The sequence below is a fragment of the Janthinobacterium lyxosi genome, from assembly GCF_051380665.1.
In the GTDB taxonomy this organism is placed as follows: domain Bacteria; phylum Pseudomonadota; class Gammaproteobacteria; order Burkholderiales; family Burkholderiaceae_D; genus Janthinobacterium.
The window spans coordinates 188873-207285 of the sequence record NZ_JBNYXM010000001.1 but is presented as its reverse complement, the minus strand read 5'-3'; the positions used below and the strand labels follow the sequence as shown (position 1 = coordinate 207285).

Sequence of the window (18413 nt, the reverse complement as noted above, 5' to 3'; positions counted from 1 at the left end):
TGTGCAATGATAGTAGCTTGCGTTAGTTTGCCGAGTTGTCTTTTCGGGGACATTTACCCACTTTTCGATGGTGCATTGCACAATGACCTACCCTGATATCCGTCTGAAGGATGCCGTGCGCGCGGCCCACTGGGCGCAACTGCTCGACCCCGTTCAACTTGCCCGGGTCGAGGCGGATGTGTTTGAAACCTTCGTGCCGAAAGGCGGTTTTGTCTGCCGCAAGGGCGAGCCGGTGGACAACTGGATCGGCGTCATCAGCGGCATGGTCAAGATGAATAATTTTTCCGCCTCGGGCAAGGCCATGACCTTCATCGGCGTGCCGCCCGGCAGCTGGTTCGGCGAAGGTTCATTGCTGAAGAATGAAATCCGCAAATACGACACCATGGCGCTGCGCGACACGCGCGTGGCGCGCCTGCCCGGCGCCACCTTTCACTGGCTGCTGGAAACGAGCCTGCCATTCACGCGCTTCTTGCTGATGCAGCTCAATGAGCGCCTGGGCCAGTTCATCGGCATGGTGGAAAACGAGCGTCTGCTGGACCTGAACACGCGCGTGGCGCGCTGCCTGGCCTCGATGTTCAACTCGCACCTGTACCCTGGCGTGGATACCTTGGTGCAGCTGTCGCAGGAAGAGATTGGCCTGCTGTCGGGTTCCTCGCGCCAGCGCGCCAACCAGGCTCTGCAGGTGCTGGAAAAAAAGGGCTTGCTGCGCCTCGATTATGGCGGCATCCGCGTGCTGGACCTGGAAGGCTTGCGCCGCTACGAGGCCGATGATGGCGAATGATGTATCGATGGACGACGTGCGGCACCTGACGGAACAGCACGATCAATCGTTCCTGCCGGCGCGCAGTGCCCTCCCCGGGCTAATCGCGGTATCATAGGCACTTCCCAGCACCGCTCCATTTTCGCTCCCATGCAGACACCTGACCAAGCCACTCCCGCCTCCCGTTTGTCGCAGCTGCGCAGTGCCATGCGCGCGCAGCACATCGACGCCTGCATCGTGCCATCGGCCGACCCGCATTTGTCCGAGTACCTGCCGGCCCGCTGGCAGGGCCGCGAGTGGCTGTCGGGCTTTACGGGTTCGGTCGGCACCCTGGTCGTGACGCAGGATTTCGCCGGCGTGTGGACCGATGGCCGCTACTGGGAGCAGGCGGAAGACGAACTGTCCGGCAGCGGCATCGTTCTGAAAAAAATCCCGTCCGGCGCCAGCGTGCTATATATCGACTGGCTGGGCGAGACCATGCAGCCGGGGCAGACGGTGGCCGTCGATGGCGCCGTGCTGGGCCTGGCCAATGCGCGCCTGCTGCAGCAGGCGCTGGGCGCGCAAGTGACCCTGCGCACCGATGCCGACCTGCTGCAAGCCGTGTGGCCGCAGCGTCCGGCCATGCCCGCTGCGCCCGTGGTGGAACATGCGGCGGCGTATCCGGCCCTGGCGCGCATGGAAAAACTGGCGGCCTTGCGCGCCAGCATGGCGTCGCACGGCGCGAGCCACCATGTGATTTCCACCCTTGATGATATCGCCTGGCTGTTCAATCTGCGCGGCGCCGACGTGAACTACAACCCCGTCTTCCTCGCGCATGCGCTGGTGGGCCCGGAGCGCGCCACCCTGTTCGTCGCCGACGGCAAACTTCCCGCCGCGCTGCGCGCCACGCTGGAGAGCCAAGGCGTGGACGTGGCCGCGTATGACCGTGCCGGCACCGCACTGGGCGCCCTGCCTGATAGCGCCACCTTGCTGCTGGACCCGCGCCGCATTACGTTCGGCACGCGCCAGGCCGTGGCCGAGGGCGTGCGCGTGGTCGAAGCGATCAACCCGACCACCCTGGCCAAGTCGCGCAAGACGGAGAGCGAAGCGGCGCACGTGCGCGCCGCCATGCAGCAGGATGGCGCCGCCCTGTGCGAATTTTTCAGCTGGTTAGATAGCACCCTGGCCGACCCGCAGCGCGCGCCCTTGACGGAAATCGGCGTCGACGAACACCTGACGGCATGCCGCGCACGCCGTGCGCATTTTGTGAGCCCCAGTTTCGGCACCATCGCAGGCTTCAACGCGCACGGCGCGATCATGCATTACCACGCCCATGCGGGCACGGAAGCGACCATCGAAGGCGACGGCTTGCTGCTGATCGACTCGGGCGGCCAGTATTTGGGCGGCACCACGGATATCACGCGCGTCGTCCCCGTCGGCAGGATCACGGCCGAGCACAAGCGCGATTTCACCCTGGTCTTGCGCAGCATGATCGCCCTGTCGCGCGCGCAGTTCCCGCGCGGCGTGAAGTCGCCCATGCTCGATGCGATTGCCCGCGCGCCGCTGTGGGCCGAGGGCATCGACTTTGGCCATGGCACGGGGCACGGCGTGGGCTTTTTCCTGAACGTCCATGAAGGCCCGCAATCGATTTCCCAGTCCGCCATGCCGGAGCCGCAGACAGCCATGGAGATAGGCATGATCACCTCCATCGAACCGGGTATCTACCGTCCCGGCCAGTGGGGTATCCGCATCGAGAACCTGGTGCTGAATGTACCAGCGGTCCCTGCGGGGACGACGCAGTTCGGGGAATTCTTGCGCTTTGAAACTCTGACCCTGTGCCCGATCGACACGCGCTGCGTCGAGCGTGCGCTGCTGCGCGACGACGAGGCGGCTTGGCTCAACGACTATCACGCCACCGTGCGCGCACGCCTGGCGCCGCACGTGGCGGGCGACGCGCTGGCGTGGCTGGAACAGCGCACGGGAGCCATCTGATGCGTTCGACCCGCGCCACCTCCGCCATCGAGCGGCTCAAGGAACGCACCGGCCACCGCCTCTACACGATGGCGCGCACGGGCGATGAACTGTTTTTCCTGACGGAAGGTCCCGGCTTGCCGCCCCTGTGCCCGCCGCTGGAACTGGATGCCTTTGTCGCCTTCGTCAATGGACTGGGGCCGCAAAAGGCGCGCCGCGTCAGCAAGCTCGATGTGGCGTTTGAAAAGCAGCTGACGAAAAAGCCCTAAATGCCGACCATCGACTTCCTGCGCGCCTATTGGTCGCCGGCCGAGCTGGCGACGAATGGCGTGATCCTGCTGAACTTGCTTGGCGCGTTGCTGCTGGGCTTGCTGGTGGGCTATGAGCGCTCATATCACGGGCGCGCCGCCGGCATGCGCACGTATGGCCTGGTATGCATGGCCTCGGCCGCGCTGACGGTGCTGGGCGGCTATCCGGAGTTCTGGTACGGCGGCCATGGCAACATCATCGGCAGCGACCCCACGCGTATCATCCAGGGTATCGTCACGGGCGTGGGTTTCCTCGGCGCAGGCGTCATCATGCGCGAAGGCTTCAATATCAGCGGCTTGACGACGGCCGCCTCGATCTGGGCCTCGTCCGTGATCGGCATCATGGTGGGCATCGGCTTTTATCTGTCGGCCATGGGTCTGGCCTTCATGTGCGCGATGGCGATGATTTTTCTGTCAAAATTGGAAAACTGGCTACCGTCGCGCCACGCAGTGGCCATCACCATGCGCTTCAAGCAAGGGTTTGTTCCGCGCGAAGATGCGCTGCGGCGCATGGCGGCCAAGCGCGGCTACGACATCGCCGGCGGCTCCCTGACCATCGGCAGCACCGACGGTATGCAGGAATGGCGCTTTGTCGCCATCGCGCATGGCAAGAACACGGGCGCCAGCCTGTCGGCCATGTCGGCCGAACTGGCCGCCTTCGAAGGCATCGCCGGCTTCCAGCTGTCGCATGCCCGTAATTGATACGGATGCTGAGAGGATGGACATGGATGCACAGGCCCAAGATGTACTCGATTTCTGGTTCCTGCCGCCGGATAACCCTGACTATGGCCAATCGCGCGTGGAATGGTTCCGCAAGGATGACGGCTTCGACGCGCAGATACGCGCGCGTTTCGGCGCGCTGATCGATACCGCCATCGAGGGCGGCTTGCGCGCGTGGGACGCGACGCCGCACTGCGCACTGGCGCGCCTCATCGTGCTTGATCAGTTTACGCGCAATGTGTACCGCGGCACGCCGCGCGCCTTTGCCGGCGACGCCCTGGCGTTGGCGCTGGCCGTCGCCTTGACGGACGCAGGGCAAGAGCGGCAGCTGCCGCCGATGCTGCGCGCCTTCGCCTACCTGCCGTTCGAACACGCGGAAGACCTGGCCATGCAGGCGCGCGCCGTCGAGCTGTTCCAGCTGCTGTCGCAGGCGCAGCCCGGTTTTGACGGCATGCTCGATTATGCGCAGCGGCACCAGGAAGTGATCGCCCGCTTTGGCCGCTTCCCCCACCGTAACGCCATTCTCGGCCGGCCCTCTACGCCGGAAGAGGTGGAATTTCTGCGCCAGCCCGGTTCCAGTTTCTAGGCAGCCATGGACGTCACCCTGAATATCATCGGCGCCGGCCATGTGGGCCGTGTGCTGGGCCGTCTGTTCGCCGGCGTGGATGGCGTCGTGGTGCAGGACGTGCTGACGCGCTCGATGGCGTCGGCGCAGACGGCCGTGGATTTCATGGGCGCCGGCACCCCCGTCGCCAGCTATGCGGCCTTGCGGCGCGCCGACGTCACCATGCTGGCCGTGGCGGACGACCAGATCGACCCGGCCTGCGCGGCGCTGGTGGCCGAAGGACGCCAGGCGGGCGCCATCGTGTTCCACTGCAGCGGCGCGCTGGCTTCCAACGTGCTGCTGGCGGCCACGCAGGCCGGCGCTTTTGTCGCCAGCGCCCACCCGATCCGCAGCTTTGCCGACCCGCAGCAGGTGGCAGTCACCTTTGACGGCACGTTTTGCGGCGTCGAAGGCGATCCGCTGGCGCTGGCCTTCCTCACGCCAGCCTTGCATGCCATCGGTGCGCGTCCCGTGCCCATCGATCCGGCCGCCAAGACCCTGTATCACGCCGCTGCCGTGTTTGCCAGCAATTACCTGGTGACGGTGCTCGATGCCGCGCTGCGCGCCTACCAGGCGGCTGGCATTCCCGAGCCGGTGGCGCGCGAACTGGCCCAGCCTTTGGTGACGGAAGCGGTGGCGAATGTGTTCCGCCTGGGCGCCGCACCCGCGCTCTCCGGACCCATCGCACGGGGCGATGCGGCCACCGTGCAACGCCAACAGCTGGCCGTGCAAAGCTGGGATGCCGCCACGGGCGAGTTGTACCGGGCGCTGGTGGCGCCCACGCAGGATCTGGCCAGACGCAAGCGCGGGGGATGAGTCAGGCGGCGTGCACGCCGTTGCGTCCGCGCTGCTTGGCCTGATACAAGGCGCTGTCGGCGCGCGAAAAGAACGCTGACTCGCTTTCGTCGGGCCGGTATTCGGCCACGCCCAGACTGATCGTCACGGGTAGCTGCGGCGCGGGCAGGCCGAAATCGTGCCGTTCGACGGCGGCGCGCAGGTTTTCCGCCACCTCCTCTGCTTTGGCCAGGCTGCAGTTATTCAGCAGCACCAGATATTCCTCGCCGCCCCAGCGCGTGATGACATCGCTTTCGCGCACGGTGGCGTGCGCCACGTCGGCCACGCCACGGATGACCTTGTCGCCCCACAGATGGCCGTGGGTATCGTTGACGCGCTTGAAGAAATCGATGTCGAACAGGATGGCCGACATGGGTTGTGCATTGCGCTTGGACAAGAGCATGGCGCGCTGGAACAGCAATTCCAGCGACTGGCGGTTCAGCAAACCCGTCAGCGCATCCGTCGAGGCGATGCGTTCGATGCGGCGCTGGTAGCGGTTCACCGTCAGCAAGGTCAGCAGCAGTACCAGCAGGGTGACGCCAAAGCTGATGGCCAGGTTGAGGATGAATACGCGCTGCAGCGACTTGACTTCGTCGCTGACATTCTGCTCGACCACCAGGTACCAGCCCAGTTCGGGAATGAAACGCGAGTTGACGAGGATTTGCGCACGGCCCAGCTGGTACGACAGATGCGTCGGTTCGCTCCGGCGGTTGATGATTTGCTCGGCAATGCTGCTCACGCCGGGCAAGTTGCGGATGTTGCCGTGCCCGTTGCGCTTGGTCTTGCCCGCCAGCACCAGGGTGCCGGCGCCGTCGACAAAATAGATGTTGCGGTGGAAACGTACCTGGTAGCGATCAATGATGTGGCTCATGGTGTCCAGGGTCAGGCCGATGCCGGTGGCGCCGATGAACTGGCCGTTGTAATCGACCACGCGGTGGTTGATGAAAATGGTCATGCTGTCGCGGTTGGCCATGTCCACGTCGACATTGGTTTCATAATCGCTGCTGTCCATGGCGCGCACGCGGTAATACCAGATGTCGCGCGTCGCTTGCGGGTTGACGGATTTCAGGGTGCCTTCCGCGTAATAATATTTGCTGCTCTTGTCCGTGACGAGGAAGCTGGTGATGGCGCCGTACTTCTTCTTGACCTCGGCCAGGTAGCGCACGATCTGTTCCGGCTTGTTTTCGCCGGCGAGTATCCAGTCGCGCACGAAGGTGTCGTGCGCCATCAGCGACGAGATGAAGACGGGGCGCAGCATGTCCTTCTGGATTTCGGAATAAATATTGTTGCCCGTCAAAGGCAAGGTCTGGTCGGCGATGCCATGCTCGATGGCCTGGCGCGACGCCAGGTAGCTGGCCAGGCTGGTGGCTATGAAGCCCGCCCCCAGGATCAGGGTCAGGAGGATGAGCAGGCGGTACTTGATCGACAGAAGGCGCATGGGTACGAGGGTAGGCAGGCCAGGGCGCGTGGATCTTGGCTCAGGCCGCGAGGCCGGGGGCAATCTTTACGCAAGCCAAAAGTATGCAGCAGGCCGGATATTGGCGCAATGATAACTGGCTTTATTGATAATTTACGCTGGTGTACACGACAAGATAACCACGACTTACTAAATAAAAGTGCCGATTTGTCGACAAAGATGCAAATTAGCAATAAGATTTGACGAGGGGAATCATTGCGCACCGCCCCTGTCTTGCCGCCCGTTTTCGGCGCAGGACACCACGCGCAGGGAGTGTTGTATGTTATTTTTAAAGAGTACGTCTGTCAGCAAGGCCCCCGGCATTTATGAAGTCGACATCGCCGCCAAACCACCGGGCAAGACCTTTGGCATTTTCCTCGCCACCGATCCCGATCATCCACCACATGCCTTGCTGGGGCAATTGAAGGCGCTCGGCTACGAGAACACCTATAGTTCGCCCTACCTGCACAAGGATCAGGGCAAGGTGCTGGACCTGCATTTCCAGAAGGATGGCACGGATATCTTCAAGGGCTGGAAAACCGAGGAGTGCACGCACAACCTGGTGGCCATCACGGCCCTGTTCGAGGAGCACGGCATCACCATCGCGCCACGTGTCATGTCGATGGCCGAAGCCTACGCCTAAACGCCTATCAAAACCTACTGCGCGTCGTGATTTGCGGCCTCCGATGCTCACTGCCTCGGCGTCCCCGTACCTCCGTACAGTTGCGCTTCTCGAGCCAACGGGGGCGCCGAGCCTCTCTTCCGCTCGCTACGGTTTTGTTTGGCGTTTTAAGTAGCTTCAACCTGTCTCCACGCCGATGTGATACAGCGCCCACGGGCAGCTGGCGAATCGTTCGGCCAGGGGCAGTGCCGCCACGGCCGCGATGCGGTCGGCATCATGGATCGCCCATAGCGGCCCCAGGCCGCCCAGCGCCATCGCCTGTCCGTCCAGGTGGGTGGCGACAATAAAACGCTGTGCGCGCGCCTGCGCCACGGTCAGCGCTGCCGCATAGCCGTCCACGGCGCGCAGCAGCAGGCGCACCTCATCTTCCTCCGGCGTGCCCGCCGCCTTCAAGACATCGACCAGCAGCGGTCCGCGCAGGGCGTGCGCCTTGCCATCGTATTCCAGGGTGGGGTAGATGGTGCGCGCCGGCAAGTTCGTCAGCGCCGCAAAGTCGAATGCCCGCGCCCGCTCAAAACTGACTTTCTGCTTGTGCATCATCTGGTCGCGCACGGCGTCGAACGGACCCCGGTTGGGCTTGGCTATGCTGCCTGTGATGGTCAGCAGGGCCGGACCGCGCAGAGTGGCGGGCGCCGCCCGGCCCAGGGTGGGCAGGGCAGTGGCCGCCATGGCGGCGGCGAGAAACTGGCGTTTGTGCATGTACCTCTCCTCTTGGGCTGAAAATCGCCAATGCTCTTAAGTCTATATTAAGTTCGCTTAACAGGGCGTATTTTGCCGTTATTGTCAGTTTGCAATGTCAGCTTACATCTTGTCACAGTTCTTACGGAATGGAGAAAGACGTAGCTTTTTTCGGCTGTTATTGTGTAGTCATCGCACTTCGCTGAACTGCGAATCCAGGCACGAATCTAGGAACATTAATTAATTGAGAGAGAGAGAACATGATGAAAAAGAAAATCCTGTTTGCAATGATCGCTTCCGTTACCGCACTGACCGGCATGAGCGCCGCACACGCTGAAGGCGCCTATGTGGGTGCCGGCATCACGGGCAACCGCTACAATTTTGATATTCCTGGCGCCACCAGCGCCGATAATCACAGCGGCTACAAGGCCGGTGCCAAGATCTTCGCCGGTTACGATTTCGATAAAACCTGGGCGGTAGAGGGCGGCTATGCCGATTTCGGCAGCAAGGATTACAGCTATGTCACCGGTGCCGGTAACGGTTCCGTGAAAAGCGACTCGCATGGCTACTATCTGGCCGGCAAGGCTACCATGCCGGTGACCGACAAGATCGGCGTGTTCGGTAAGCTCGGTGTGGCCAAGGTCAAGAATAGCTTGAGCGGCACCGGCCTGTCGACCGGCATCAGCGGCAACGACAAGACGGGCGTGTACGCTTCCGTCGGTGCCCAGTACGCGATCAACGAGAAAGTCTCGCTGACGGCGGAAGTGGAACACTTCGGCAAGAGTGCCGACCAGGGCCGCAAGGCTACGGGCCTGGCTTTAGGCGCACGCTACAATTTCTAATCACTTGGAAATGGGTTGAAAAAAAGGCAGTTACCGTGAGGTAACTGCCTTTTTGCATGGTCAGACGTCAATTACGTTGTCAGAGGCTTGTAGCGAATACGTTTTGGTTTCGCACCTTCTTCGCCCAGGCGTTTTTTCTTGTCCGCTTCGTACTCTTGATAGTTGCCGTCAAAGAAACTCACTTGCGAGTTGCCTTCGAATGCCAGGATGTGCGTGGCGATACGGTCGAGGAACCAGCGATCATGCGAAATGACCATCACGCTGCCGGCAAATTCCAGCAGGGCGTCTTCCAGTGCGCGCAAGGTTTCCACGTCCAGATCGTTCGACGGTTCATCAAGCAGCAGGACGTTGCCGCCCGCCAGCAAGGTTTTTGCCAGGTGTAAACGTCCACGTTCACCGCCCGACAAATTGCCGACGATTTTTTGCTGGTCGCCGCCCTTGAAGTTGAAACGGCCCAGGTAGGCGCGCGACGGCATCTCAAAGCGGCCCACGGTCAGCATGTCGGCACCGCCGCACACATCCTGGAAGACGGTCTTGCTGTCCGACAGCGAGTCGCCGCGGTTCTGGTCGACGATGGAGACGCGCGCCGTCTGGCCGATGGCCACTTCGCCGCTGTCCGGTTGTTCCTGGCCCGTGATCATCTTGAACAGGGTCGACTTGCCGGCGCCGTTGGGGCCGATGATGCCGACGATGGCGCCGGCCGGGATCGTGAAGCTCAGGTCGTCGATCAGCAGGCGGTCGCCGAACGCTTTCGACACATTCTTGAACTCGATGACCTCATTGCCCAGGCGTTCGGCCACGGGAATGAAGATTTCCTGCGTCTCGTTGCGCTTCTGGTATTCGTGCTCGGACAGCTCGTTGAAGCGGGCCAGGCGGGCCTTCGACTTGGCCTGGCGCGCTTTCGGGTTCTGGCGCGACCATTCCAATTCCTTCTGCAGCGCCTTCTGGCGCGCCGATTCCGTCGATTCTTCCTGCTTCAGGCGGGCTTGCTTCTGCTCCAGCCAGGTCGAGTAATTGCCTTTCCATGGAATGCCGCTGCCGCGGTCCAGCTCCAGGATCCACTCGGCTGCATTGTCGAGGAAGTAGCGGTCATGGGTGATGGCCACCACGGTGCCGGGGAAGCGCAGCAGGAATTGTTCCAGCCAGTCGACCGATTCTGCATCCAGATGGTTGGTCGGCTCGTCGAGCAGCAGCATGTCGGGCTTGGACAGCAGCAGCTTGCACAGCGCCACGCGGCGCTTTTCACCGCCGGACAGCACGCCGATGGTGGCATCCCATGGCGGCAGGCGCAGCGCGTCAGCGGCCATTTCCAGCTGCAAATTCAAATTGCCGCCATCGGAAGTCGAGATGATCGCTTCCAGGCGCGCCTGTTCCGTGGCCAGGGCGTCGAAATCGGCGTCTTCCTCGGCATACGCGGCGTACACGGCTTCCAGCTTGGCTTGTGCTTCAAATACTTCGCCCAGGCCCGACTCGACTTCCTGGCGCACGGTTTTTTCCGGGTCCAGCTGCGGTTCCTGCGGCAGGTAGCCGATGTTCAGGCCCGGCATCGGCACGGCTTCGCCCTGGATGTCGGTGTCGATGCCTGCCATGATTTTCAGCAGGGTCGATTTGCCGGAGCCGTTCAGGCCCAGCACGCCGATCTTCGCGCCTGGGAAGAAGGAGAGGGAAATATCTTTCAGAATCTGGCGCTTGGGCGGGACGATTTTGCCCACGCGATTCATGGTGTAGACGTAATTTGCCATTAGAAATCTCGGGTGATATACAAAGACGGACAGGATACGGTAAACGCCCGCTTCCGGCCAGCGCTGCGCGCTGCGGAAACGGACGCCAGGGGTAAGACTAGGCGGCGCTGCGCGCGCGGCGGCTGCTCCACAGGCCTTCGGCCGCATACAGGCCCAGCGCCGTCCAGATGACGAGGAAGCCCAGCATGCGCTCGCGCGTGAACGACTCGTGGAAGACCCACACGCCGATGAGGAGCTGGCCCGTGGGGGCAATATATTGCAGCAAACCCAGCACGGCCAGCGGCAGGCGGCGCGCGCCGGCGGCAAACAGCAGCAGGGGAATGGCCGTGATAGGGCCGGACGCCAGCAGCAGCGCGCGCGTGGCGGACGAGTCAGTATTGACGAAGCCGCTCTGGCCATGCCAGCCCAGCCACAGCATGTAGGCCAGTGCCAGGGGGAATAAAATCAATGTTTCAAACGACAGGCCTTCCAGCGCGCCCAGCGCGGCCGTCTTGCGCAGCAAGCCATAGCCGCCGAAGGTGGCTGCCAGCAGCAGGGCGATCCACGGCACCTGCCCCGCCTGCCATGTGAGCCAGGCCACGCCGCAGGCGGCCAGGCCGATGGCCAGCCATTGCAGGCGGCGCAGGCGCTCGTGCAGCAGCAAGAAGCCCAGCATGACATTGATCAGGGGCGTAATGAAATAGCCGAGGCTGGCGTCGACCACGTGGCCGTTGTTGACGGCCCAGATATAGATGAACCAGTTGGCGGACAGTAAAAACGCACTGGCGACGAAGCTGGCCACGACCCTGGGCTGCGCTTTCAGGCTGCCCAGCCAGCTCCACTGGCGGCGCACGGTCAGCACGATGCCGAGAAACAACAGCGACCAGACCATGCGGTGTGCCAGGATTTCCTGCGGTGCGATCTCGTCGATGGCATGGAAATACAGGGGGAACAGGCCCCAGCACAGGAAGGCGAGGGAAGCGTAGAGCATGCCTGGATTCATAATGAGGTACGCTGGAGAGTAGACGGTCTGTCATTATGGATGAAAACAGCGGGGGCTGCCCGGCGCCGCCGGCGAGGCGTAGAATGGCAACAAATCTATGACCGCGAGCCCGCGCAGCAAGGCGGAGCGGCACAAAACAACGACTTTGGGGCAGCTGCGGAACCATGCAAAAATACTCTTGCTATTTGCTAATACCTATCATATTGTGCGATGCAACAAAACAAAAACGGGTGCAATCTTGACGTCGGAACATAAAAAAAGCAGCCTGGTCGGCCTGACATTGGCTGCTGTCGGCATCGTCTATGGCGATATCGGCACCAGTCCGCTGTACACCCTGAAGACGGTGTTTGATCCTGCCCATGGCCTGGCGGTCACGCATAACAATCTGCTGGGCATCGTCTCGCTGATTTTCTGGGGCCTGACCCTGATCGTCTCGCTCAAGTACGTGACCCTGGTGCTGCGTGCCGACAACCGCGGCGAGGGCGGCATCATGGCCCTGATGGCGCTGGTGCTGTCATCCGTCAGCAAGTCGTCGCGCTGGCATGTGCCGCTGATGGTGATCGGTGTCTTTGGCGCCACCCTGTTCTATGGCGACAGCGTGATCACGCCGGCCATTTCGGTGCTGTCGGCGATCGAAGGTCTGGAAGTGGCCACGCCTGCCTTCAGCCCATATGTGGTGTGGCTGACGATCGCCGTGCTGGTGGCGCTGTATTCGGTGCAGTCGCACGGTACGGCCGGCATCGGCCGTTTCTTCGCTCCCATCATGGTGATATGGTTTGTCGCGCTCGCCTGCATGGGCGTGGTCAACATCATCAAGTCGCCAGCCATCCTGGCCGCCGTCAATCCCCTGCACGCGGTGGCTTTCCTGTTGGACAATGGCCGCATCGCCTTCCTGTCGCTGGGCGCCGTGGTGCTGGCACTGACGGGCGCCGAGGCGCTGTACGCCGACATGGGCCATTTCGGCAAGAAGCCGATCCGCATGGCCTGGTTCCTGATCGCCTTCCCCGCGCTGGCGCTGAATTACCTGGGCCAGGGCGGGCTGCTGCTGGCGCATCCGGAAGCCATTTCCAATCCGTTCTACCAGCAGCTGGGCGCGTGGAGCGTGTATCCGCTGGTGATTTTGTCGACCATGGCCACCGTGATCGCCTCGCAGGCGACCATTTCCGGCACCTTCTCGATGACCAAGCAAGCCATCGCGCTGGGCTTCTTGCCGCGCATGCGCGTGCGCCACACGTCGGAAAGCGAAATCGGCCAGATTTACATTCCTGCCGTGAACTGGCTGCAGCTGGCCGTCGTGCTGATGGCCGTCGTCGGTTTTGGCTCGTCGGAAAAGCTGGCCGCCGCCTACGGCATCGCCGTCACGGCCACCATGCTGGCGACCACCATCCTGACCTTCTTCGTCATCCGCTACCGCTGGAAGATGAATTTGCTGCTGTGCTGGGCTGCCACCGGTTTCTTCCTGATCATCGATGTGAACCTGTTCGCGGCCAGTTCCCTGAAACTGTTCCACGGCGGCTGGTTCCCGCTGCTGCTGGGCGCCATCCTGTTCATCATCATGCTGACCTGGAAACGGGGCCGCCAGCTGGTCTTCCTGAATCTGGAAAAACATGCGATCCCGCTCAACGAATTCCTCTCGTCGCTGTTCATCGCGCCGCCGCTGCGCGTGCCCGGCACGGCCATCTTCCTGCGCGGCGAAACGGATGGCGTGCCGCATGCGCTGTTGCATAACTTGTTGCACAACAAAGTGTTGCACGAGCGGGTGATTTTCCTGACCGTCTTCATGCATGAAGAGCCGTGGGTGGCGCCATCCGAGCGCGTGCGCGTGGTGGAGCTGGGCCACCAGTGCTACCAGGTCAATGTGCATTACGGCTTCAAGGATGAACCGGATATTCCGGCTGCGCTGGCGCAATGCGCCGAGCAGGGAATGGATTTCGAGATGATGGAAACGTCGTTCTTCATCGCGCGCCAGACCATCATCTCGACGCCGGGGGCCGGCATGATGCCATGGCGCGAGCACCTGTTCGTCACCATGTCGCGCAATGCGCGCACGGCGGCCGACTACTATCAGATCCCCAGCAACCGGGTGATCGAACTGGGCACGCAGGTGGAAATCTAGATATTATGGCCATTTTTGTAACGTTGCATCGGCGCACCATTCAGCGCCGTGCTTACGTCTGCTTACAAATGGGGCCGGCGACACCTGTTAAACTCCAGCCCGTACCGGTCCGCACCGTACGGGCCTCAGTCACACACCAATATTTAAAGGGAAACCATGAAATCGGTATTTCAATTGATCGCCACGCTCGCTTGCGCCGTGGCCCTGACCGCCTGCGGCGCTGCTGCCAACACGGAAAAGCCGGTCGTGCTCGACCCGAATACGCAGGTGAAGGATCTCACCTTCCCCGACGTGGTGGTTGGCACTGGCACGGCGGCAGTAGCGGGCGATACCCTGACCGTGCTTTACACGGGCTGGCTGTATGACGCAAGCAAGCCGGATAACAAGGGCAAGCAGTTCGATGCGAACCAGGCGGGCGCCGGTTTCTCTTTCCCTCTGGGTGTCGGCCAGGTCATCCTGGGTTGGGACCGCGGCCTGGTCGGCATGAAGGTTGGCGGCACCCGCATCCTGTCCATTCCGTATGACCTGGGCTATGGCAAGGCGGGCAAGCTGCCGTCGATTCCCGGCTACGCGGGCTTGCTGTTTGAAGTCAAGTTGATCGGCGTGGAGAAAAAGTAGTCACGCGCAGGGCAGCCAATACCAGGGGCGATTCCACGGAATCGCCCCTTTTTGCTTTGCGGGCCCTGTCTCCGTCAGGCTGGCGCCAGTTCCTGGAAGTAATAGGTGGCGCCGCCCAGCGTGGCCGGCGCGTCATATTGCAGCACCTGCGTGCGGCGCAGCGCCACCGGTGCGCTGAAGGCGGGACCATCGTAGACGAAGGTGTGGAATTCGCCGTTTTCGCCGCAGGCGTCGACGCCGGGCGGCAGGTCGGCCAAAAAGGCGGCGTCGAACTCGCGTCCGCAAAATTCGCGCGCCAGGTGCTGGCCATTGATGCACACGACGATGGCCTTGAAGCCGGCGGCGAGAAATTCGTCGACCAGCGCGCACCGCGCTTCGCCCCACAGGGGCAGGTGCGCCGTCAGGCCGGCGCTGGCGCAGACTTTTTCTTCCCAGTCGCGGTGCGGCTGCAGGTCGATGTCGCCAAACAAGGCGTGATCGATGCCATCGTCTTTCGCCGCGCGCAGCATGGCGATGAATTTTTCCTCGTAGCTGGCCCAACTGGCGTGATAGCGCTGCAGGCGCGCCCCCAGGCTGGCCGCCTGCGCTTCGAGCAATTCCGGCGGCACGCCGTGCGAGCGCGATTTTCGGCCATCTTCATCCATGGCCGTGATCAGCAGCGGCACGCGCATGCCTGCGTTGCGCGCGCGCCACAGGGCCAGGCAGGAATCCTTGCCGCCGCTCCAGGAAATGAGGGCCGTCGTCATGCTGCCGTCTCCGCCGCGCGCAGCATGTCGATGTGCTGTATGCCGTCTTCGTCGTAAGGGGTGCTGACGGTGACAAAATCGAACGACTGGTAGAAGCGCTCCAGGTACTGCTGCGCACCGATGCGAATGGCGTGGCCAGGATGCTGGCGTTCGGCGCGCGCGATGCCTTCCGCCAGCAGCTGCTTGCCGGCACCCGTGGTGCGCGCTTCGGGCGCCGTCAGCACGCGGCCCAGCGACATTTCCACGTATTTGGCGCCGGGTGCCAGCACGCGCAGGTACGCGGCCAGCTGGCGCTGGCCATCGACCATTTGCCAGCCCAGCAAGTGCATGGCTTGCTGGTCATGGCCATCGAGGTCCGGGTAAATACACTGCTGTTCGATGACGAACACGCGCTGGCGCAAGGCCAGCACCTGGTACAAATCGTGGGGACCGAGTTCGTCGAACGTGTTCCATTGCCAGGCGATCATGCGTACTCCGGAAAAATCAGGAAAAGAGCGCCATTCTAAAGGTACACGTGAAAAAAAACCGCGCTGCCTTCATGGCAGTGCGGTTTTGATGGCAAAGCGCGACGTGCAGCAGCCTATGTCAGGTGTGCTCAGACGAGCGTCAGGGTGACGTCGATGTTGCCGCGCGTGGCGTTCGAGTACGGGCACACGATGTGGGCGGCGGCGACCAGCGCTTCGGCGGCGGTGCGTTCCATGCCTGGCAGCGAAATTGTCAGCTCCACTTCGATGCCGAAGCCCGTCTCGATGGCGCCGATGCCGACCTTACCTTCGATGGACAGGTCCGCCGGCAGGGCGATCTTGTCGCGGCCGCCGACGAATTTCATGGCGCCGATGAAGCAGGCCGAGTAGCCGGCGGCGAACAGTTGTTCCGGATTGGTACCGATGGCGCCATTGCCGCCCAGTTCTTTTGGCGTGCTCAGCTTGACGTCCAGCACATTGTCGGACGATACGGCACGGCCTTCGCGGCCTCCGGTGGCGGTAGCTACAGCGCGGTACAGGACTTGTTTGATCGACATGATGGTTTCCTTGGTATGGATAAATAGATGACTACTAAATAGTGTGCTACTTGTTTCGTGGGCCGGAACCCCAGGATGCCCGTCTGAAGAAGCGATTGCCGGCGTCCATGCGCTCAATATATATCGCGCGCTATTTGATTGCAAGCGATTTTATTTTGAGGCGACGCATATTTATGCTTTATTTTCTTGCCTTTGTCGCCAGTATTGCCCTTCCATCGCATAATGGCCACCGCCGCTGGCGCCGATTGCTATTCTTGGCCCACTTCTACGTTCCAGGGAAAAATCATGACTAGCTTCTTCTTTATCCTGCGCCTCACCTTGGCCACGATGCTCACGTACATCATCGCCACCGTCCTCCTGGTCGAGAACTTCCTGCGGTTTATTTTCGGGCATACGGAAGGCTTCTTTGTCATCGTCGGCGCGCTGCTGGCCAGCGCCGTCATCACGAATGCGTTTTCGCATGTGCGGCGCGTGCGCCTGATCGCCGGCGCCGTCAATGCCAGCACCCTGTCGAGCCGTCAGCGGCGCCAGATCGAGATCCCGTTCGAGGCGGGCGAGGCGTTCGACATGATCGACGCGGCCATCCGCGAACTGCCGGGTAGCGAAGTGGTCGAAAGCGCGCGCGACAGCCTGCAGGTGCAGGCTAGAGTGCGCCGTGCGGCGCCCTACACGCACACGGGCTTGCCCCGCATGCGCCTGCTGGGTTTTCTGGAGCCGCGGCCGAACCAGATCCTCGCCACCGTCACGCCGAATGGCGAAGCGGGCAGCGTGACGCTGATCTGCGAACCGGCGCGCAATGCCTGGACCGACTGGTTCCTCGTCGACCATGGCAGCAATCTGGAAAACGCGGAAGCGGTGACGCGGGCGATGACGCGCCGCGTGGCGCAGCGCCGGCGCGGCGAGCAGGCCGAGGCGCGCCAGACGGTGACGGAAAAGGAACTCACGGTGGCCAAGCTGAGCCTGTTGCATGCGCAGGTGGAGCCGCACTTCCTGTACAACACCCTGGCCAGCGCGCAGCTGCTCACGCGCAGCGATCCCGTGCGCGCCGACGAAATGCTGGGCAACCTGATTTTGTATCTGCGCCATTCGCTGCCACGCACGGAGCAAGCCATGTCGACCCTGGGCACGGAGCTGGAACGGGCGCGCGCCTATCTCGATATCCTGAAAATCCGCATGGGCGCGCGCCTGAACCTGCAGATTGAGGTACCGCAATACCTGCGCCAGGCGGAGCTGCCGCCGATGATGCTGCAAACCCTGGTGGAAAACGCCATCAAGCACGGCCTGGAGCCGAAGAGTGGCGGCGGCACCATCTGGATCATGGCGCGCAGCGGCGATGGCACGGTGATCGTCACGGTGGCCGACGACGGCAAGGGCTTCAGTGACGACGGCGCCGGCACCGGGATTGGCTTGCGCAATGTGCGCGAACGCCTGCGCCTGACCTACGGCAATGCCGCCGCGTTTGCCATTGTCGCCAATTTCCCCGATGGCGTGACGGCCACCATCACGGTGCCTGACAGCACGGCGCAAGGAGCCTCGTATGCATCAGCCTGAGATGAGCTGCGTCATCGCCGAAGACGAAACCCTGCTGCGCGATGCGCTGGTGGCCTTGCTGGCTGAAGAGTGGCCGGCACTGCGCATCGTCGCCGCCTGCGACGACGGCGGCACGGCGCTCGACGCCATCGCCACCCTGCGACCCGACGTCGCCTTCCTGGATATCCGCATGCCGGGCTTGACGGGGCTGGAAGTGGCGGCCGGTGCGCTCGAGGCCAGTCCCGGCACCCAGGTGGTGTTCGTCACCGCCTACGACCAGTACGCGATCGATGCCTTCGACAACGGCGCCGTCGATTACTTATTGAAACCCATAGCCCGTGAGCGCTTGCAAGCGACCTTGCAGCGCCTGCAGGCGCGCGCCGGCAAGGCCCAGGCGGGCGACGGCGCGTTGGCCGGCCTGCTGCAGCGATTGAGCAGCGCCTTGCCAGCGGCCGCCAAGTCGCCGCCGCTGGTGTGGCTGACGGCCAGCAGCGGCAAGGATACGCGCCTGATCATGGTGGAAGACATCGCCTATTTTCAGTCCGATACCAAGTACACGGCCGTCATGACGGCGGACGGCGAGGCGTTGCTGCGCAAGCCGATACGCGAATTGCTCGACGTGCTAGACCCAGCCATTTTCAAACAGATTCACCGTTCCACCATCGTCAACATGAAGATGGTGGCGGCGGTCACGCGCGACGAGGTGGGACGCGGCGTCTTGCGCCTGAAAACGCGGCCGGAAACCCTGGCCGTGAGCCAGCCGTTCATGAGCTTGTTTCGCAATATGTAGAGCCGGGGTCAGACCCCCGTTTGTGTTGGCACTG

At 62.6% G+C, this 18413-nt stretch carries 19 protein-coding genes; 12 read left to right on the top strand and 7 right to left on the bottom strand.

Annotated elements, in window-relative coordinates; translation table 11 throughout:
* Nucleotides 1-82: 82 nt before the first annotated feature.
* From ACQ4WP_RS01025 to ACQ4WP_RS01000, 6 genes are all read left to right on the top strand, one after another.
* On the top strand, nt 83-781 hold the full coding sequence (locus ACQ4WP_RS01025; RefSeq protein WP_436518268.1) for a Crp/Fnr family transcriptional regulator: 699 nt from the start codon (nt 83-85) through the stop codon (nt 779-781).
* Nucleotides 782-910: 129 nt separating this feature from the next.
* Complete coding sequence (locus tag ACQ4WP_RS01020; protein ID WP_436518267.1) at nt 911-2731, top strand: aminopeptidase P family protein; 1821 nt, start codon at nt 911-913, stop codon at nt 2729-2731.
* A complete protein-coding gene (locus ACQ4WP_RS01015) occupies nt 2731-2979 on the top strand; it encodes a hypothetical protein (RefSeq protein ID WP_071079957.1) in 249 nt (82 codons plus the stop codon). The genes ACQ4WP_RS01020 and ACQ4WP_RS01015 overlap by 1 nt, the downstream gene beginning before the upstream one ends.
* Nucleotides 2980-3720, top strand: coding sequence for an MgtC/SapB family protein (locus tag ACQ4WP_RS01010; protein WP_436518266.1), 741 nt, complete (start codon nt 2980-2982; stop codon nt 3718-3720).
* A 16-nt stretch (nt 3721-3736) separates the two neighbouring features.
* Entirely contained in the window at nt 3737-4324 is a 588-nt protein-coding gene (locus ACQ4WP_RS01005) for a DUF924 family protein (RefSeq protein WP_436518265.1), read from the top strand.
* Nucleotides 4325-4330: 6 nt separating this feature from the next.
* Nucleotides 4331-5158 carry a Rossmann-like and DUF2520 domain-containing protein gene (locus ACQ4WP_RS01000; RefSeq protein WP_436518264.1) on the top strand — a complete coding sequence of 276 codons (828 nt, stop codon included), beginning with the start codon at nt 4331-4333 and terminating at the stop codon, nt 5156-5158.
* A gap of 1 nt (nt 5159) precedes the next feature.
* Here the strand turns inward: ACQ4WP_RS01000 and ACQ4WP_RS00995 are convergent, their stop codons facing one another.
* The gene (locus ACQ4WP_RS00995) at nt 5160-6614 is read right to left on the bottom strand and encodes a sensor domain-containing diguanylate cyclase (RefSeq protein ID WP_436518263.1); all 1455 of its coding nucleotides are present in this window, start codon (nt 6612-6614) and stop codon (nt 5160-5162) included.
* Nucleotides 6615-6912: 298 nt separating this feature from the next.
* On the opposite strand from ACQ4WP_RS00995, the gene ACQ4WP_RS00990 reads away from it, so the two are divergent.
* A complete protein-coding gene (locus ACQ4WP_RS00990; RefSeq protein ID WP_436518262.1) occupies nt 6913-7275 on the top strand; it encodes a hypothetical protein in 363 nt (120 codons plus the stop codon).
* Nucleotides 7276-7431: 156 nt separating this feature from the next.
* Here ACQ4WP_RS00990 and ACQ4WP_RS00985 read toward each other — a convergent pair whose 3' ends face one another.
* Nucleotides 7432-8013, bottom strand: coding sequence for a putative pterin-binding protein (locus tag ACQ4WP_RS00985; RefSeq protein ID WP_436518261.1), 582 nt, complete (start codon nt 8011-8013; stop codon nt 7432-7434).
* A 239-nt stretch (nt 8014-8252) separates the two neighbouring features.
* Here ACQ4WP_RS00985 and ACQ4WP_RS00980 point away from each other — a divergent pair, with 239 nt between their 5' ends.
* Nucleotides 8253-8834 carry a porin family protein gene (locus ACQ4WP_RS00980; RefSeq protein WP_436518259.1) on the top strand — a complete coding sequence of 194 codons (582 nt, stop codon included), beginning with the start codon at nt 8253-8255 and terminating at the stop codon, nt 8832-8834.
* Nucleotides 8835-8905: 71 nt separating this feature from the next.
* Here the strand turns inward: ACQ4WP_RS00980 and ettA are convergent, their stop codons facing one another.
* A complete protein-coding gene (ettA, locus tag ACQ4WP_RS00975; RefSeq protein ID WP_436518257.1) occupies nt 8906-10576 on the bottom strand; it encodes an energy-dependent translational throttle protein EttA in 1671 nt (556 codons plus the stop codon).
* A 97-nt stretch (nt 10577-10673) separates the two neighbouring features.
* Nucleotides 10674-11558, bottom strand: a complete 885-nt coding sequence (gene rarD / locus ACQ4WP_RS00970; RefSeq protein ID WP_436518255.1) for an EamA family transporter RarD — start codon at nt 11556-11558, stop codon at nt 10674-10676.
* A 238-nt stretch (nt 11559-11796) separates the two neighbouring features.
* Between rarD and ACQ4WP_RS00965 the strand changes: the two genes are divergently transcribed.
* Nucleotides 11797-13674, top strand: a complete 1878-nt coding sequence (locus tag ACQ4WP_RS00965) for a potassium transporter Kup (protein WP_436518253.1) — start codon at nt 11797-11799, stop codon at nt 13672-13674.
* 156 nt (nt 13675-13830) lie between these two features.
* Nucleotides 13831-14292: an FKBP-type peptidyl-prolyl cis-trans isomerase gene (locus ACQ4WP_RS00960; protein WP_436518252.1), complete on the top strand. Its 462-nt coding sequence runs from the start codon at nt 13831-13833 to the stop codon at nt 14290-14292.
* A 74-nt stretch (nt 14293-14366) separates the two neighbouring features.
* On the opposite strand, the gene ACQ4WP_RS00955 is transcribed toward ACQ4WP_RS00960, so the two are convergent.
* From ACQ4WP_RS00955 to ACQ4WP_RS00945, 3 genes are all read right to left on the bottom strand, one after another.
* On the bottom strand, nt 14367-15038 hold the full coding sequence (locus tag ACQ4WP_RS00955; RefSeq protein WP_436518250.1) for a Dph6-related ATP pyrophosphatase: 672 nt from the start codon (nt 15036-15038) through the stop codon (nt 14367-14369).
* Complete coding sequence (locus ACQ4WP_RS00950; protein WP_436518248.1) at nt 15035-15505, bottom strand: GNAT family N-acetyltransferase; 471 nt, start codon at nt 15503-15505, stop codon at nt 15035-15037. The genes ACQ4WP_RS00955 and ACQ4WP_RS00950 overlap by 4 nt, the downstream gene beginning before the upstream one ends.
* A 128-nt stretch (nt 15506-15633) precedes the next feature.
* Nucleotides 15634-16059, bottom strand: coding sequence for an organic hydroperoxide resistance protein (locus ACQ4WP_RS00945; protein ID WP_436518246.1), 426 nt, complete (start codon nt 16057-16059; stop codon nt 15634-15636).
* Nucleotides 16060-16344: 285 nt separating this feature from the next.
* Here ACQ4WP_RS00945 and ACQ4WP_RS00940 point away from each other — a divergent pair, with 285 nt between their 5' ends.
* Together ACQ4WP_RS00940 and ACQ4WP_RS00935 are read left to right on the top strand one after the other, a co-directional pair.
* Nucleotides 16345-17610 carry a histidine kinase gene (locus ACQ4WP_RS00940; RefSeq protein WP_436518244.1) on the top strand — a complete coding sequence of 422 codons (1266 nt, stop codon included), beginning with the start codon at nt 16345-16347 and terminating at the stop codon, nt 17608-17610.
* On the top strand, nt 17597-18379 hold the full coding sequence (locus ACQ4WP_RS00935; protein WP_436518242.1) for a LytR/AlgR family response regulator transcription factor: 783 nt from the start codon (nt 17597-17599) through the stop codon (nt 18377-18379). The genes ACQ4WP_RS00940 and ACQ4WP_RS00935 overlap by 14 nt, the downstream gene beginning before the upstream one ends.
* Nucleotides 18380-18413 lie beyond the last annotated feature (34 nt).

Excerpts from the sequence above, each read along its gene's own strand:
- ACQ4WP_RS01010 (WP_436518266.1), top strand. The coding sequence starts at position 2,980 with ATGCCGACCATCGACTTCCTGCGCGCCTATTGGTCGCCGGCCGAGCTG.
- ACQ4WP_RS01000 (WP_436518264.1), top strand. The coding sequence starts at position 4,331 with ATGGACGTCACCCTGAATATCATCGGCGCCGGCCATGTGGGCCGTGTG.
- ACQ4WP_RS00985 (WP_436518261.1), bottom strand. The coding sequence starts at position 8,013 with ATGCACAAACGCCAGTTTCTCGCCGCCGCCATGGCGGCCACTGCCCTG.
- ACQ4WP_RS01020 (WP_436518267.1), top strand. The coding sequence starts at position 911 with ATGCAGACACCTGACCAAGCCACTCCCGCCTCCCGTTTGTCGCAGCTG.
- ACQ4WP_RS00945 (WP_436518246.1), bottom strand. The coding sequence starts at position 16,059 with ATGTCGATCAAACAAGTCCTGTACCGCGCTGTAGCTACCGCCACCGGA.
- ACQ4WP_RS00955 (WP_436518250.1), bottom strand. The coding sequence starts at position 15,038 with ATGACGACGGCCCTCATTTCCTGGAGCGGCGGCAAGGATTCCTGCCTG.
- ACQ4WP_RS01005 (WP_436518265.1), top strand. The coding sequence starts at position 3,737 with ATGGACATGGATGCACAGGCCCAAGATGTACTCGATTTCTGGTTCCTG.
- ACQ4WP_RS00990 (WP_436518262.1), top strand. The coding sequence starts at position 6,913 with ATGTTATTTTTAAAGAGTACGTCTGTCAGCAAGGCCCCCGGCATTTAT.
- ACQ4WP_RS00940 (WP_436518244.1), top strand. The coding sequence starts at position 16,345 with ATGACTAGCTTCTTCTTTATCCTGCGCCTCACCTTGGCCACGATGCTC.
- rarD (WP_436518255.1), bottom strand. The coding sequence starts at position 11,558 with ATGAATCCAGGCATGCTCTACGCTTCCCTCGCCTTCCTGTGCTGGGGC.
- ACQ4WP_RS01025 (WP_436518268.1), top strand. The coding sequence starts at position 83 with ATGACCTACCCTGATATCCGTCTGAAGGATGCCGTGCGCGCGGCCCAC.
- ACQ4WP_RS00935 (WP_436518242.1), top strand. The coding sequence starts at position 17,597 with ATGCATCAGCCTGAGATGAGCTGCGTCATCGCCGAAGACGAAACCCTG.
- ACQ4WP_RS00995 (WP_436518263.1), bottom strand. The coding sequence starts at position 6,614 with ATGCGCCTTCTGTCGATCAAGTACCGCCTGCTCATCCTCCTGACCCTG.
- ACQ4WP_RS01015 (WP_071079957.1), top strand. The coding sequence starts at position 2,731 with ATGCGTTCGACCCGCGCCACCTCCGCCATCGAGCGGCTCAAGGAACGC.
- ACQ4WP_RS00950 (WP_436518248.1), bottom strand. The coding sequence starts at position 15,505 with ATGATCGCCTGGCAATGGAACACGTTCGACGAACTCGGTCCCCACGAT.
- ettA (WP_436518257.1), bottom strand. The coding sequence starts at position 10,576 with ATGGCAAATTACGTCTACACCATGAATCGCGTGGGCAAAATCGTCCCG.
- ACQ4WP_RS00960 (WP_436518252.1), top strand. The coding sequence starts at position 13,831 with ATGAAATCGGTATTTCAATTGATCGCCACGCTCGCTTGCGCCGTGGCC.
- ACQ4WP_RS00980 (WP_436518259.1), top strand. The coding sequence starts at position 8,253 with ATGATGAAAAAGAAAATCCTGTTTGCAATGATCGCTTCCGTTACCGCA.